General features: G+C 59.3%; 13 protein-coding genes. 5 read left to right on the top strand and 8 right to left on the bottom strand.

Annotated features, from left to right (window positions below; translation table 11 throughout):
- Positions 1–23: 23 nt before the first annotated feature.
- The 4 genes from ACA079_RS04570 to ACA079_RS04555 form a co-directional block, all read right to left on the bottom strand.
- Positions 24–872, bottom strand: a complete 849-nt coding sequence (locus tag ACA079_RS04570) for an efflux RND transporter periplasmic adaptor subunit (RefSeq protein ID WP_008153497.1) — start codon at positions 870–872, stop codon at positions 24–26.
- 25 nt (positions 873–897) lie between these two features.
- Complete coding sequence (locus tag ACA079_RS04565; RefSeq protein WP_007896379.1) at positions 898–1098, bottom strand: DUF1656 domain-containing protein; 201 nt, start codon at positions 1096–1098, stop codon at positions 898–900.
- The gene (locus tag ACA079_RS04560) at positions 1088–3280 is read right to left on the bottom strand and encodes an FUSC family protein (RefSeq protein WP_497702711.1); all 2193 of its coding nucleotides are present in this window, start codon (positions 3278–3280) and stop codon (positions 1088–1090) included. The genes ACA079_RS04565 and ACA079_RS04560 overlap by 11 nt, the downstream gene beginning before the upstream one ends.
- 139 nt (positions 3281–3419) lie before the next feature.
- A complete protein-coding gene (locus ACA079_RS04555) occupies positions 3420–4931 on the bottom strand; it encodes an efflux transporter outer membrane subunit (RefSeq protein WP_497702710.1) in 1512 nt (503 codons plus the stop codon).
- Positions 4932–5112: 181 nt separating this feature from the next.
- On the opposite strand from ACA079_RS04555, the gene ACA079_RS04550 reads away from it, so the two are divergent.
- The 4 genes from ACA079_RS04550 to ACA079_RS04535 all read left to right on the top strand — a co-directional run bounded on the left by ACA079_RS04550 (position 5113) and on the right by ACA079_RS04535 (position 8698).
- On the top strand, positions 5113–6081 hold the full coding sequence (locus tag ACA079_RS04550; RefSeq protein WP_095133002.1) for a LysR family transcriptional regulator: 969 nt from the start codon (positions 5113–5115) through the stop codon (positions 6079–6081).
- A 218-nt stretch (positions 6082–6299) separates the two neighbouring features.
- Positions 6300–6776 carry a hypothetical protein gene (locus tag ACA079_RS04545; protein ID WP_497702709.1) on the top strand — a complete coding sequence of 159 codons (477 nt, stop codon included), beginning with the start codon at positions 6300–6302 and terminating at the stop codon, positions 6774–6776.
- 297 nt (positions 6777–7073) lie between these two features.
- On the top strand, positions 7074–8048 hold the full coding sequence (locus ACA079_RS04540) for a 2-hydroxyacid dehydrogenase (protein ID WP_497702708.1): 975 nt from the start codon (positions 7074–7076) through the stop codon (positions 8046–8048).
- Between the two features lie 140 nt (positions 8049–8188).
- On the top strand, positions 8189–8698 hold the full coding sequence (locus tag ACA079_RS04535) for a DUF2165 family protein (RefSeq protein ID WP_497702707.1): 510 nt from the start codon (positions 8189–8191) through the stop codon (positions 8696–8698).
- Positions 8699–8725: 27 nt separating this feature from the next.
- Here the strand turns inward: ACA079_RS04535 and ACA079_RS04530 are convergent, their stop codons facing one another.
- The gene (locus ACA079_RS04530; protein WP_497702706.1) at positions 8726–9628 is read right to left on the bottom strand and encodes a DMT family transporter; all 903 of its coding nucleotides are present in this window, start codon (positions 9626–9628) and stop codon (positions 8726–8728) included.
- Positions 9629–9766: 138 nt separating this feature from the next.
- On the opposite strand from ACA079_RS04530, the gene ACA079_RS04525 reads away from it, so the two are divergent.
- Positions 9767–10642, top strand: coding sequence for a helix-turn-helix domain-containing protein (locus tag ACA079_RS04525; protein ID WP_497702705.1), 876 nt, complete (start codon positions 9767–9769; stop codon positions 10640–10642).
- Positions 10643–10771: 129 nt separating this feature from the next.
- Here ACA079_RS04525 and ACA079_RS04520 read toward each other — a convergent pair whose 3' ends face one another.
- From ACA079_RS04520 to ACA079_RS04510, 3 genes are all read right to left on the bottom strand, one after another.
- Positions 10772–13201 (bottom strand): TonB-dependent siderophore receptor, encoded by a 2430-nt coding sequence (locus tag ACA079_RS04520; protein WP_497702704.1) that lies wholly within the window; start codon positions 13199–13201, stop codon positions 10772–10774.
- A 217-nt stretch (positions 13202–13418) separates the two neighbouring features.
- The gene (locus ACA079_RS04515) at positions 13419–14408 is read right to left on the bottom strand and encodes a FecR family protein (RefSeq protein ID WP_497702703.1); all 990 of its coding nucleotides are present in this window, start codon (positions 14406–14408) and stop codon (positions 13419–13421) included.
- Entirely contained in the window at positions 14405–14968 is a 564-nt protein-coding gene (locus ACA079_RS04510; RefSeq protein WP_497702702.1) for an RNA polymerase sigma factor, read from the bottom strand. Before ACA079_RS04510 ends, ACA079_RS04515 begins: the two co-directional genes overlap by 4 nt.
- Positions 14969–14970: the final 2 nt, after the last annotated feature.

Raw genomic sequence — 14970 nt, 5'->3', positions numbered from 1 at the left:
ATGAAGGCGACTCGGTCTTACGGTCAGTTAACAACCACGGTACAAGTAATCCCCGCCGCCAACAGCACCCCCTCCGGCACTTCATCAATGTGAATCCGCACCGGCACTCGCTGCGCCAAACGCACCCAGTTAAAGGTCGGGTTCACATCGGCAATCAGCTCGCGACTCTCCGGGTTATCGCGGTCGTAGATGCCGCGAGAAATGCTTTCCACATGCCCCTTCAACACTTCCCCACTCATCAGCTGCATGTCGGCTTTATCGCCGACCCGCACGTGGGGCAATTTGGTTTCTTCGAAGAAGCCGTAGACCCAGAACGAGTTCATATCGACCACGGCCATTTTCGCTTCGCCGATGCGCGCGTAATCGCCGCGATGCACATTGAGGTTGGTCACGTACCCGTCCACCGCTGCGCGGACTTCAGTGCGTTTTAGGTTCAGTTCGGCGGCTTCGAGCTGTGCCTGAGCATGCTGGTAATCGGCCAGGGCCGAGTCGGCAATGTTGCTGGCGTCGTCGCGGTTTTCCCTGGAGATCACCAGGTTGTCCATGTCGGCGCGGCGGTGGGCGTTGACCTTGCGCATCTCCCACGTCGACTTGCGCGAAGCCACCAGCGCCTGCGCCTGTTTGACCGCGATGCGATAGTGCTCGGGGTCGATCCGCATCAGCAAATCACCCTTTTTAACCTGTTGATTGTCGCGCACTGGCACGTCCACCACTTCCCCAGTGACGTCGGCGGCGACGTTGATGATGTCGGCGCGCACCCGGCCGTCGCGGGTCCACGGTGTGTCCATGTAATGCACCCACAGGGTCCGGCCGATCCACATCGCAAGGGCCAGCACCAACAGGGTGGCGAGCAGGCTGAAAAGCTTTTTCATCAGGGCCTTCTTCAGTGATAGAGAGTCAACGGTAGACAGTCAGCGCCAGGGCGCCGAACAGACAGGTAAACAGGCTCAGGCGCAGCAGCGCCGGGTGCCAGAAGAAGCGGTACAGATCGAACCCGGACAAAAACCGGTCGAGCGCCCAGGCCAGTGCCGCGGCGATGAAAAACATCAGGGTCATGGTCGGCATGTACACGCCGTGGAAGGCGATTTCACGCGGCATGTTCAACTCCTTCGGGCTGAGTGATTGCGTATGCGGCAAGCGGTGATTGCGGGTCCAGCAACGAGGTGCGGATGAAGTGCAGATAGCTCTTCACCCGACGCAATGCCGAGGTGTCGAAGTGCGGCGCGAAAGGTTCATCGGTGGCTTGCACGCGGCTGATCGCGTGATCGACGGCGATCAGTCCACGCTCCAGATTGCTCTGGCTCGGTTGCAGAAACAGCCGCACCAGCGAGCGCCCCATCACCCGGATCGCCTGACGCCACGGTTGGGATTCGGCATAGGCCGGATGCACCGGCAGGATCGCCTGCTCCTTGCGTAACTCGATGATCGCGTGACCGACTTCCAGCACCACGAACATCCAGCGCAGCAAGTCCCGTTGCACCTGCGGTTGCCCCGCCGCGAGGCCATAGGCCTGATGCAGCAAGTCCCGCGTGCTGCTTTCGAAACTCGACGCCAAACCCTTGAGTTTGCCGCTGATGGCGTACACCACCTGGCCACGCAAATCCTGCTCCAGCCGGCGCCACAACCAGCGGCTGTTGGGCGGCAGGATGATCGCCCCGGCCGCCGCGCACACCAGCATGCCGAGCACCATGGCGATGTAGTCGTTGATGAACGCGTAAGGGTTGTAAACGGTGAGGTTGTCCGGCACCGAACCGGTGCTGAAGAAGATCAGCAGGCCGAGCCCTACGCCCGCGTATTGCGGCCGCGAAGTCAGGAACGAACCGAGCACGATCACCGGTGCGAGCATCACGCAGAGCAACGGAAAACCGTCGATCCACGGGAAGATGAAAAACATCTCGACGAAGCCGATCAGGGCCCCGAGGAACGTCCCGCAAGCCATCTGAAACGCCATGCGTTTTGGATTCGGTGTCGCCGCCGAGAGGCCCACGGTAGCGGCGGCAATCAGGGTCATCGTCGCACCGCTCGGCCACGCCGTTGCGACCCAATAGCTGCCCAGAACCACCAGAATGAATGCCGCGCGAATCCCCGAGGCGGCCGACGCCATCCAGTTGGTTTGCGGGGTGAACGGCTCATCCCATTGCTCGCGCGCATGGCTGTGATCGGCCAGCGACGCGTGGGTCTGTGCATAGCTGTGCAAGTCGTCGACGAAGCGATAGAGCAGTTCATACGCGGTATGAAAATCCAACTGCTCGGCGTCGCTCGGATCGCTCTCTTGAAAGATTGCCCGCAGGCTGCGAACGCGCGCCGGCAAACCTTCTTTATAGGCGGTCAACGCGATAACCAGACGCCCTGCATCAGCGTTGGTCAGCGCACGGCCGCTGAAGCCATCGAGCAGTTCGGCGAGGTCCTGCAAACCCGGTTTGATCGCCGCCACCACATGATCGGTGCCACTGCTGCGCAAGCGTTCAAGCAACTGGTGCAAAGCGTTGAACCGCGTGGTGATGCCCATGAACTCGCTGTTCAAGCGACTGAGCCGACCGTTGCGCCGACGCATGTGCGGGTCTTCAAACACCGTGACGCTACGCAACCCTTCCAGCCCCACAGCCTCGGCGATGAAGCGCACGTTGCTCGCCTCGAAAGCGTCCCGTTTACTGCGACCGCGCAAGCCATCGGTGACGAATAGCGCGAACACGCCGAAGCGCTGATACAAGGCGTTGCGCATTGCGGCGCTGGCGGTTTGCGGCAGGATCGCGGCGCTGACCAGCGTGGAGCAAATGATCCCCAGGGAGATTTCCAGCACCCGCCAGACTGCCGCCATGAACGCGCCGTCCGGGTGCGCCAAGGCAGGCAAACCAACCATCGCGGCGGTGTACCCGGCGAGCACGAAACCGTAAGCGCGGAAGTTGCGATAGCGCGCCGCGCCGGCCGAACAGATGCCCACCCAGATCGCCAGCGAACCGAGAAACAGCTCGGTGTTCTGCGCAAACAAGGCAATCAACGCGACCATCACCGCCGAGCCGGCCAATGTCCCAAGGAAGCGATAGAAACTCTTGGCCAACACGTGACCGCTTTGCGGCTGCATGACGATGAACACGGTGATCATCGCCGTGCGCGGCTGCGGCAACTCCAGACGCATGGCCAGCCACAGGGTCAGAAACGCTGCGAACAGCACCTTGAAAATGTAGACCCAGGTCACGCCATCGCTGCGCGCCCAGTCAAAGAAACCCCGGCGCCATTCAAGGGAATACAGCCAGCGCAAAGGTGCGGGCAAGGGAGTCATGGAGTCCTGCTCATTGAGATTCGATTAAGACGCAGAACCTGTGGGAGCGAGCTTGCTCGCGATGGCGGAGTGTCAGGCGACACAAACATTGACTGACACGGCCTCATCGCGAGCAAGCTCGCTCCCACAGGGTTCGTGTTCAATTCGAGAGGCTCTTTAGCAGGGCCGGGGTTTTCGGTGCCGCGGTCTGACTGTCTTTCGGCACGTCGTTACCCGCGCCCAGTCCGCCGCCCAATGCCGTCACCAGTTCAGCATGAGCACTCAGTCGCGCCGCCTGCACCTGCTGCTGGACCTGCTGCTGCTTGAACAACAGCGTCTGGGCGTTAAGCACGTTGAGGTAATCGGTGAGGCCGCGCTGGTAGGCGATCATCGCGATGTCGTAAGTCTTCTGCGCAGTGGCCACCGACTCGGCGGCGAAGGTTTGCTGCTTGTCCATGGATTCGCGGCGGATCAACTGGTCGGAGATGTTTTTCAGCGCGTTGACCAGCGTCTGGTTGTACTTGGCCACGGCGATGTCGTAACCGGCCGAGGCTTCGCCCAGCTCCGAGCGCAAACGGCCGCCGTCGAAAATCGGCAACGAGATCGCCGGGCCGACGCTGTAGTTGAGCTTCTTGCCGGTCAGGAACTCCAACGCTCCACCGCCAGTGGCCATGTAGCCGAGGCTGCCGACCAGATCGACGTTGGGATAGAACCCGGCGTGCGCGACATCTATACCGCGCGCCTGCGCCGCCACTTGCCAGCGACTGGCGACCACGTCCGGCCGTTGGCCAAGCAATTGCGCCGGCAAGGTCGATGGCAACTTCAGCGCCGCGCCCAATGACAATATCGGCCGTTGCAACTGCGCGCCCTCCCCCGGACCTTTGCCCGCAAGTGCCGCGAGCTGGTTGCGGCTAAGGGCGATTTCTTCGTCCAGCGCATCGATCTGGCGGTGGGTTTCCGGCAGCGGCGTTTCAGCCTGACTGACTTCAAAATGGGTGCCGATGCCACCGTTCAGGCGCTTCTGCGCGAGGTCGAGAATTTGCTGCTGCTGTTTCAGAGTCGCGGCGACGATGTCCCGTTGCGCGTAATGCAACGACAGCTCGATGTAGGCGCGCACGATGTTGTTCTGCAATTCGAGCTGGGCCAGACGCGCTTCCGCAGCCGTCATGTGAGCCATGTCGACGGCGCGCTCGGTGGCGTTGCTTTCGCGGCCCCAAAGATCGAGGGCATAGCTGAAGCCCAGCGCGGCGTTGTTGTCCCAGGTGGTGGTGTTCGCCAACTCGCCCGGCCCGTAGAACTGATCGGTGGGCCAGTTGTGGCGTTTGAGAGTGGATTCGCCATTGATCTGCAGCGACTCCGCGGACTCGGCAATCCCGGCCATGGATTTGGCCTGACGCACTCGCGCCGCAGCCATGGCCATGGTCGGGCTGCCTTGCAGGGCGAGGTCGATCCAGCGGTTCAATTGCGGGTCGCCATAGGCCTGCCACCATTGGGCGGTAGGCCAGTGAGCGTCCTGTGCAGCGTTCTGGATGGCTTCGTCGGTGGCCAGTGAATCGGCCTCCAGCGCCTTGCCCTGCGGGGCAATATCTCCGGTACCGATGCAGCCGCTGATTGCCAGGGTTAAAGCCAAAACACTGAGCGTCTGAAGCGCTCTGTTGATGCGACGCGGCACTGCTGCGATTTCCTGAGGTGGGGAGTTGTTCCTGAGGTGGGCAATTCTAGGGGTCGGCTTTGTTGGCGATAAGCTGGGAATCTTGTGAATCTTTGTTACCGTTAACGCGATAATCCGTTGGTCGGGGTCTCAGCCCCCGTAACTTCGTGTCACAATTTGCCATCGCCTCCGAGAGCTCCCCATGGACACTTTGCAAAACATGCGCGCCTTCAGTTACGTGGCCGAGGCCGGCAGCTTCACAGCCGCCGCCGTGCAACTCGACACCACGACGGCCAACGTTTCGCGCGCGGTCTCCAACCTGGAAGCCCACCTGCAAACCCGCCTGCTCAACCGCACCACCCGACGCATCGCCCTGACCGAAGCCGGCAAGCGCTATCTGTTGCGCTGCGAGCAGATCCTGGCCTACGTCGAAGAAGCCGAAGCCGAAGCCAGCGACGCCCATGCCCGTCCGGCCGGGCAGCTCAAGGTGCACACCATGACCGGCATCGGTCAGCACTTCGTCATCGACGCCATCGCCCGCTACCGCAAGACCCACCCCGACGTCACCTTCGACCTGACCATGGCCAACCGCGTGCCGGATCTGCTCGACGAGGGTTACGACGTGTCCATCGTGCTCGCCAGCGAACTGCCGGACTCGGGCTTCGTCTCCCAGCGCCTGGGCATCACCTACAGCATCGTTTGCGCCTCGCCCGCGTATGTGAAAGCCAACGGCTGCGCACAGAAGCCCAGCGATTTGCTGAACCACGCGTGCCTGCGTTTGGTGAGCCCGGTGATTCCGCTGGAGAAATGGACCTTCGACGGTCCTGAAGGCCAGGAGATGGTCACCATCAATAGCTCACCGTTTTTGGTGAACTCGGCTGATGCGATGAAAACCGCGATCATCAGCGGCATGGGGGTTGGGGTTTTGCCGGTGTATGCAGCGATTGAAGGGTTGCGTAACGGGACGCTGGTGCGGGTGATGCCGAACTACCGGTCGCAGGAATTGAATCTGTATGCGATCTATCCTTCGCGGCAGTATCTGGATGCGAAGATCAAGACGTGGGTTGAGTACTTGCGTGGGTCGTTGCCGGAGATTTTGGCGGCGCATCAGGCGGAATTGGTGGCGTATGAGTTGAGTGGGAGCATGGGCGGGGTTCGGGTGGCGAATTGAAGGGTTCCCCGCGCTTTCCTATTGATCGTTTTCAGGAATCGCGCGAGCGCCAATACAACCGGTTGAATGCTTACCCAATTTAAATATGCATTCCCCACCATAAAAAACTGCAAACCTATATCGAATAGATCTTACCTACTGTCATTTATGACAGTAGACCTCCCCATTGAAAGCAGCAATAGTAACTTTTCATTGCTTGCACAAACGGGAGTTTGAAAATGAAAAAAGTATTTTATGTCGCGAACGACACCGTGCACAACAGAGTACCTGAAGGTCAAGTCTTAGCAAAAGTTGAAGGTAAAAGAGACTTTGAAGGGAGTATTGCTAAATTTATCACAGGCTCCGCCACGGTTGTTATTGAAGCTCGACAAATCATCAGCGAAACAAGACGGAATTTAATTTTCTGCACATTTGCGGCCGACATCACCAACGGCAAACATGACTACGTGAAAGGTGGAAAAATATATAGTTTTACTTACACTGAAGTTGAATGCCACCCCCACTATAAAATATTTACGCCCTACCCGGCAGTGCATGGATCTGGCCACCTGGACCTCAATTTCAACCTTAACGAAGGAACTCTCGAAGCCAGCTTTTCATTGCTTGTTCAAAACGACCCTGGTGAGCCTTTGCTAAAAAGCTCGGGGAATTTTAAGGATATATCGGGTCTGGAGCCCGAATTTCCATGGCCGTAAAACAAAATGACTATTGATGCATTGTTCATCAATAAAAAATAGAAAACTTCCTGTCAGTTCGACAGGATATTTACCAAAACAGGCGACCGATTTATTTGAAGTTAGAACGAAAACCACTTTCGGTGCTGCTATAGCGAATCCTACAGACGGGCTTTTTGAGGATATTTCCGATAGTTTTTACGGTGATCGCATCGATGTGGGAGCGAGCAAGCTCAGCTCCCACTGGACCACTCGCACAACAGCGAGGAAGAATGTTAGCGTGCTTGGCATTCACCTGCGCCCGAGAGCCCTCCTCCCATGAAAAAGACCGTCCTCGCCTTCAGCCGCGTCACACCCGAAATGGTCGAACGCCTCAAGCAAGACTTCGACGTCATCGTGCCAAACCCGAAAAACGGCGACATCAACGCCCAATTCAACGAAGCCCTGCCCCACGCCCACGGCCTGATCGGCGTCGGTCGCAAACTCGGTCGCGCTCAACTTGAAAACGCCGCCAAACTGGAAGTCGTCTCCAGCGTCTCCGTCGGCTACGACAACTACGACGTCGCCTACTTCAACGAACGCGGGATCATGCTCACCAACACCCCCGACGTCCTCACCGAAAGCACCGCCGACCTGGCCTTCGCCCTGCTCATGAGCAGCGCCCGCCGCGTCGCCGAACTGGACGCCTGGACCAAGGCCGGCCAATGGCAAGCCACCGTCGGCGCGCCGCTATTCGGTTGCGATGTACACGGCAAAACCCTGGGCATCGTCGGCATGGGCAATATTGGCGCGGCCATTGCCCGACGCGGTCGACTGGGCTTCAACATGCCGATCATCTACAGCGGCAACAGCCGCAAGACCGAGCTGGAGCAAGAACTCGGCGCGCAGTTCCGCAGCCTTGATCAACTGCTGGCTGAAGCCGATTTCGTCTGTCTGGTGGTGCCGCTCAGCGAAAAAACCAAACACCTGATCAGCCATCGCGAACTGGCGTTGATGAAGCCGAGCGCGATTCTGGTGAACATTTCCCGCGGCCCTGTGGTGGACGAACCCGCCTTGATCGAAGCCCTGCAAAACAACCGGATTCGCGGCGCAGGGCTGGACGTTTACGAGAAAGAACCACTGGCCGAGTCCCCCCTGTTCCAACTGAAAAACGCGGTGACATTACCGCACATCGGCTCGGCGACTCATGAAACCCGCGAAGCCATGGCCAACCGTGCCTTGGCTAACTTGCGCAGCGCCTTGCTGGGTGAGCGCCCGCAAGATCTGGTGAACCCACAAGTCTGGAAAGGCTAACTAAAACGGGCAGGTGTTTAACCGCCTGCCCGTAACCTACACACCTTGCAATTCAGTTAACTGCTAAAAAAAAGATACTCACTATAGACTCCCCATTACTTAGTCTAACTGACGGACTTTAGTTATGGAGAGCACCTACATTGAACAACCTTACGACCGACAAACTGATTAGATACAGCAAAGTAATACTAATGGCCTATATAAGCTTCTTTGGCTTGATGGTGATGTACAGCAACTTTACCGACTACGCATCCAACTACGAATACGTCGGCCACATTCTCAGCATGGACACCACCCGAGAAAACCTGAACCTGAGTTATAGAGCCATCACTTCACCCATGCTCCACCACCGCATCTATTGGTTCATCATCACTCTGGAAGTTATTTATACGGCTTTCTGCTTGCTGGGCACTTACCATCTTTATCGAAGCATCAATACACCTGCAGCCGTTTTTCACGAAGCGAAGAAGTTTGCGATCATCGGACTATTGATCGGCTTTTTTGTCTATTACATCTGCCTGCAAGTGATCGGCACCGAATGGTTCAACATGGATGAATCTGCAATCTGGAACGCCAAGGATTGGGCTCGACACATCGTGGACTTCATGTTTCCACTGCTGATTTACATCGTGCTCAAAATCGAGCGCTGAAGTTTCAGCGCTCGATTAACCAAACCTTCACGCCAGTTTGCCGTTCCCTTGCACCATCGGCGCCCTGGGCTTACGAAACACCAGCACATTGCCCAGCATCACCAGTACCAAACCCACCAAGGCGGGCGCGGTCCATTGATAGCCTTCGACAAACGCTGACACGTTCAGCGCCACAACGGGGAACAGTACGGTGCAATAGGCTGCGCGCTCCGGCCCCATTCGCCCGACCAACGTCAGGTAGGCAGTGAAACCGATCACCGAACCCGGAATCACCAGGTACAGCAGCGAGCCGATGTAGCGCGCATTCCATTCCATGTCGAACGGAATGCCTTTGACCAGGCACCACGCCGACAGCATGGCCGCGCCATAGGCCATGCCCCAGGCGTTGGTGGTCAGCGGTTTCAGCCCCGCCTTCTGCTGCAAACTCGACAGCATGTTACCGGCCGAGAAGCACAGGGTGCCAAGCAATGCCAGGCCCAACCCGAGCAAGGTTTCCGGGCTGGCGGTGTGGCCCGCCAGTTCAGGCCAGAACAACAGACCCAGCCCGAACAAGCCCAGCGCACCGCCCATCAGCACATTGCGAGCGACTTTCTGGCCGAAGAACACGCGTGCATTGAGTGCGTTCCACAACGTGGCGGTAGAAAACACCACCGCGACCAGACCACTGGGGATCCACTGGCTGGCAGTCAGAAAACACATGAAATTGATGCAGAACAGGCACAACCCCTGCGCCAGACAGATCAGATGCCCGCGACGGTTCATCACTTGCAGGCGGCGACTCAGCAGCAACATGACGAACAGCACCAACGCTGCGAGGCCGAATCGATAGACGATCGATACCGGAATCGCCACCACACCCAGTTGCCATTTCAAGGCAATCCAGGTGGTGCCCCAGATCAGCACGGTCAGCAAGTACAACGAAAGGTTCATGGCAAAGACTCCTGAATAGGCCTTCAGTGTCCTGCGCCAAGGCCTTTCGCACTTGCATAAACTTGCGCTTTTGTCGGGCCACAGGCTGGCAGCCGAACGGCTACGGAGTAGGATGCAAGGCGTCGGAGAGAAGCCATCATGCCCGCACTGGAAACCCTGCAAGTCTTTCAAGCCCTCAACCGCTCGCCCAATGCTCGCCTCGAGCACAGCGCCGAGCTCGGTGACGGCATGGCTGCAGCCTTGTGGAGCAACCATCACGACGCCCAGGATTACGAAGCGCCGAGCCATCACACCTTGTCCTGCTACATCGCCGGCGGCACCGGAACCTTTCGCCGCGACCAGCCCGGCACCAAGGGCGGCCCCGACAAGCTGTGCATCCTGCCGGCCGAGCATCAATCGGGCTGGGTGATCAACGGCGATATTCGCCTGGCCCACGTGTATTTCAGCCCCGAACAATTTGCCCTCGGCTGCGTCACGCTGCTGGACCGCGAACCTCGCGAGCTGCAGTTGCGCGAAGCCACCTTTCTGGACGACCCGGCGCAGGCCCGGCGCTTTCGGCAAATGCTCACACTCAACTGGGACGAGCCCGGCGAACGCGTGCTCACCAGCAGCCTGGCCCATGAAATGCTCAGCCACGTACTGCTCGGCCAGGTCGGGATGCGTGAGGGGTTGCGGCTTAAAGGTGGATTGGCTGCGCATCAGCGACGGCAGTTGGTGGAGTTCATCGACAACCAATTGGCCGAGGCCATCAGCCTGGGGCAGTTGGCTGCGTTGTGTGCGTTATCCGAATATCACTTCGCGCGGATGTTTCGCGAGAGCTTTGGGTTGCCGCCGCATCAGTATGTGCTGTCGCGGCGACTGAGCCGGGCGCGGGAGTTGTTGCGCTCGACGTCACAGCCGTTGGGGGAGATTGCGTTGGCGTGTGGGTTTGCCAGTGCGAGTCATTTCACCAATCGGTTTCGGCAGGTTTTGGGGGGGACGCCTGGCGAATATCGGCAGGCGTTTTTGCGGTAGGCCCGAAGATTATCGGTGTCTAGGATACCGCCATCGCGAGCAAGCTCGCTCCCACAGGGGATTTGTGTACGACACAGATCCAATGTGGGAGCCGAGCTTGCTCGCGATGAACGATGACGCGGTCTGCGATCAGAACTCCAACGTGCTCGACAACGAAACCTGCCGCGAATCACCCATCGACACAAAGAACCGGCTCGCCGCTGAGGTGTAGTAGGTGCGGTCAAACAGGTTCTTCACGTTGAGCTGGAACTTGACCTTCTGCCCCTCCACTTTGGTGTCGTATGTGGCGAACGCATCGGCCACGGTGTAGCTCGGCAGGTCGAAATCGTTCACAGCGTTACCCGCTCGCTCGCCGACATACCGCGCCCCCGCGCCGACCCGCAGCTGATCGCCACCAACGATGGTGCCGAAGTCATAAACCGCCGACAGCGAACCACTATTCTTCGCTACGTTTTGCAGTTTTTTGCCTTTGTAGATCGGGTCTTCGGTGACTTCGGCATCGGTGTAGGCATAGCTGCCGATCATGCTCCAGCGATCACTCAGCTGACCGCTCAGGTCCACTTCCAGACCACGGGAACGCACTTCGCCGGCGGCGCTGTAGATCGTCACGGGGCCTTCGGAGTTGGCCACCAGCACGTTGCGTTTTTTGATGTCGAACAGCGCGACGTTACCGGTGACGCGACCCGGCATGTCGAGCTTGGCGCCGACTTCCCAGGACTTGGCTTCTTCCGGCACGATGCTGCCGTCCAGCACGGTGCTGCTGCCGCTCAATGGCGCAATGGTCGAGTTGGGTTTGAAGGATTCGGTGTAGCTGCCGTAGAACGACAGTTCATCGGTGTAGCGATACACCAGACCGGCGCGAGGCACCCATTTCTGGCCGTTGCTGTCGGTATTGGCCTTGAACGGCACGCCTTTGCCGGCGTACTGGTCGTATTCCTGGAAGCGCGCGCCAGCGACGAAAATCCATTGATCGGTCAGGTGGATCGAGTCCTGGAGGAAGATCGAATCGCTGCGCAGTTTATCGGTCTGCGCACTGTCCGCCGGGCTGACGGTGGTGCCGGCGACTTCGCGGCCGTAGACCGGGTTGACGTAGCTGAAGGTGCTCAGGCTTTTCTGACGGATCAGGTCTTCGCGGTAGATCTTGCGGTACTCGTCATCGACGCCGAACACCAGGTCATGCTTCATTCCCGCGAGCTGGACATTGCCTTCAAGGCTGGCGGTTGTGAAGCGGTCGGTGCTGATGGCGTTCTGGGTGCCGTCCATGCTGCGAGTCAGGGTGCCTTTCGTGGTGTCGATGGCGGTGATGCGCACCTGGCTGGCGTCATAGGTTTCGCGGTTCCAGCTGTAGCCGAAGTGGGCTTTCCAATTGTCGTTGAGCTCGTGATCGGCCTCGAAGTGATAGAGGTCCGAGCGGCCTTCCATGTTGTTGAAGGGCTCGTCGAGGCGACGCTCGCGGGAGATGTCCAGCGGATGATTGTCACGCGGGTCGATGATCGTGCCACGGTCGAACGGGGTCAGAAACTCGCGGTGTTCGTAGGAGAACAGCAGCTTGGTGCTTTCGCCGAACCAGGCCAGTGACGGTGCTACCAATGTCTCGCGGTGAGTGCCGAAGTTGCGCCAGTAATCTTCGTCTTCGTGGTCGAGGACCATGCGATAGGCCAACCCGGAATCACCCAACGCGCCGGTGCTGTCGAGACCGCCACCGCTGCCGTTTTTGCCGTCGCCATAGGTCGAACCGCGCAGGGTCAGGGCGTTGTACTGCTCAAGCTCGGGTTTCTTGCTGACCATGTTGACCACGCCACCGGGGTCTTGAATGCCGTAAAGCAGCGAGGCCGGGCCCTTGAGTACTTCGACCCGGTCCACGGTCGCGTTCATGCCACGGCCCTGCACGATCGGCATGCCGTCGCGCATGATCGAGCCGTTGCGGTTGTCGCCGAAACCGCGAGTCATCACCGAGTCCTGAGTGCTCGCCAGCGTGTTGCCTTGAGTAATACCGCTGACGTTGGCCAGCGCGTCATCCAGATTGCGCGGCGCTTGATCACGAATGACCTGAGCCGGAACCACGTTGACGGTCTGGGGAATTTCCTGGAGCAAGGCCGATGAGCGCATCACTGAACTGGTGGGCGGCGGCTGATAGCTCATGGATTGATCGGCCACCGAGGTGATGGTGGTCGCGCCCAGGTTCAAGGCGCCATCGGTAGGCAACGGCTCCAGCACCAACGTGTGGCCATCGGTGCGGCGGAAGGTAAAACCCGAACCGCTGAGCAAACGCTGCATCGCCTGTTCGGCGCTCAACTGACCATTGATCGCCGGGGCGGTTAGACCGTACGGCGCTTCATCGGTGTAGATGACGCTGATGCCGGTGATCCGGCTGAAGTCGCTCAAGGCCTGGGGCAACGGTTTGGCAGCCATTGTGAAGCTGAACTGCGCACTCTGTCGGGCACTGCCGGCCTCAGCCGCCACCGCCACACTCAACGGCAGCAATGCCAACGCCGAAAAGCTCAAGGCACACGTACCCAACCATTGTTTGACCGAACCCGATTTTGCCCTGGACTTCATTGCTCATGACCTGTGTAGAACCGCTACGGGTGCGAATGACTCGCAGTTTCAGTCACTACACGAATGGCGTCGGGGTTTACCTCACCAGAATTCTGAAAATATTTTTATCGGAGTGATGTGGTGTTTGATCTGGCGCCATCGCGAGCAAGCTCGCTCCCACAATTTGGAATGCATTCCCCTGTGGGAGCCGAGCTTGCTCGCGATGGGGCCATATGCCTCAACGCAAAATAATCAGATGCCCCAGGACCTTGTGCTGCTCAAACCCCAACACTCCCTGCAACGAACTCAGCACCGCTTGCAGATCCTTGCTCGGAAAACTGCCACTAACCCGCCGCGCCGCGAGTTCATCGTTGAGCAACACAATCCGTCCCGGGTAATAACGTCCCAGGTCTTGCACCACATCAGCGAGTGTCGCCTTGTAGTAATTGAGCCAACCCTGACGCCACGCCAACTGCGCTTCGCTGTCGACGCTGTGGAGTTTTTCCGCCAAGCCATCGCCATAAGCCACTTGCTGGCCAGCCGCTAGAATTTGCTGCGCGGCGTTTTTGTCCGCCGTCACACCAACCCGCCCGGACAACACCGTGACCTGCGCGCCGTGCGGTTGCAGACGCACTTCGAACTGAGTCCCCAGCACCCGCGCCTGACCCTTTTCAGCGTCCACCACAAACGGCTCGCCGGTGTGGGTCACGCTGAAAAATCCGGCGCCGCGCCGCAACTGAACGTTCCGCTCGCCACGACTGAAATCCACGGCAATTGCACTGTCGGCGTCCAAGGTGACTTGTGACTGATCCGCCAACGTGACGGTGCGAATTTCCCCCGGCGCCGACACATAGTCCGCGCCCAGATCATCGACCCAGCGCGACGGTTGCCAGCCAGCACCGAAGCCGATCATCAACACCAGACACGCGGCCATCGCCAACGCACCGGACCAACGCCGAACGCTGGTACGGCGCGAGCGATTCATCGCGTTGAGGTAACCCTGCAAGGCAAACGCGTCTTCATCGGCCAACGTTCGGGCCGGTGTTTCGGCCACCTCCCACACCACTTGCGCCTGGGCGTAAGCCTCGGCATGGGCAGGGTCGGCCTGCAACCAATGGCTGAAGGTGGCCTGATCGCCGCTGCTGGGCTGATCATGCAATAGATTCAGCCAGGCGAAGGCCGCCTGTTCCTGAGCAGGCGTCGGGGTGACGCGTTCGGTGTTGTTCACAGTGCTTTCCCTGGCGTGCGCGGTTCGGGTTCCCGCAGGCTGGCCTTGCAAGCCTCGAGGGCGCGCATCATATGTTTTTCCACGGCGCTTTGGGACAAACCCATGGCCTTGGCGATCTCGGCGTATTTGCGCCCGTGAATACGGTTGAGCAAAAAGATCTGCCGCGTGCGCTGGGGCAGCGCGCGCAACGCCGCTTCGACGTGACGCAAGTCGTTGCCCGCCTCCAACGCCGCTTGCGGTTCGCTGCCGGGGCTGTCCGGTTGATCCGGCATCCAGCCCTCGTTGACCCGCACCCGCGTGCCTTCACTGCGCAAATGGTCGATGGCAATGTTGCCGGCGCAGCGCAACAGGTAAGTGCTGAGCTCTTCGACCTGCACCAGCGGTCGACGCCAGAAGCGCAGGAACAAGTCCTGCACCAGGTCCGCGGCCGTCGCCCGACAACCGACACGACGGCTCACCAGCGCTTCCATTTGCGAACGCTGGGAAAGGAACACCTGCAAGAAATGCGCACGCGCACCGTGATGTTCATCGTCATGGGATTCCGGTGGACTGGTGATCATCA

The organism is Pseudomonas sp. LBUM1645 (genome assembly GCF_059716185.1).
This window is presented reverse-complemented; position numbering and strand designations above follow the sequence as displayed.

What these genes read in the sequence shown, in the direction of transcription:
- ACA079_RS04570 (WP_008153497.1), bottom strand. Translation starts at nt 872, where the DNA reads ATGAAAAAGCTTTTCAGCCTGCTCGCCACCCTGTTGGTGCTGGCCCTT.
- ACA079_RS04565 (WP_007896379.1), bottom strand. Translation starts at nt 1,098, where the DNA reads ATGCCGCGTGAAATCGCCTTCCACGGCGTGTACATGCCGACCATGACC.
- ACA079_RS04560 (WP_497702711.1), bottom strand. Translation starts at nt 3,280, where the DNA reads ATGACTCCCTTGCCCGCACCTTTGCGCTGGCTGTATTCCCTTGAATGG.
- ACA079_RS04550 (WP_095133002.1), top strand. Translation starts at nt 5,113, where the DNA reads ATGGACACTTTGCAAAACATGCGCGCCTTCAGTTACGTGGCCGAGGCC.
- ACA079_RS04545 (WP_497702709.1), top strand. Translation starts at nt 6,300, where the DNA reads ATGAAAAAAGTATTTTATGTCGCGAACGACACCGTGCACAACAGAGTA.
- ACA079_RS04540 (WP_497702708.1), top strand. Translation starts at nt 7,074, where the DNA reads ATGAAAAAGACCGTCCTCGCCTTCAGCCGCGTCACACCCGAAATGGTC.
- ACA079_RS04530 (WP_497702706.1), bottom strand. Translation starts at nt 9,628, where the DNA reads ATGAACCTTTCGTTGTACTTGCTGACCGTGCTGATCTGGGGCACCACC.
- ACA079_RS04525 (WP_497702705.1), top strand. Translation starts at nt 9,767, where the DNA reads ATGCCCGCACTGGAAACCCTGCAAGTCTTTCAAGCCCTCAACCGCTCG.
- ACA079_RS04520 (WP_497702704.1), bottom strand. Translation starts at nt 13,201, where the DNA reads ATGAAGTCCAGGGCAAAATCGGGTTCGGTCAAACAATGGTTGGGTACG.
- ACA079_RS04510 (WP_497702702.1), bottom strand. Translation starts at nt 14,968, where the DNA reads ATGATCACCAGTCCACCGGAATCCCATGACGATGAACATCACGGTGCG.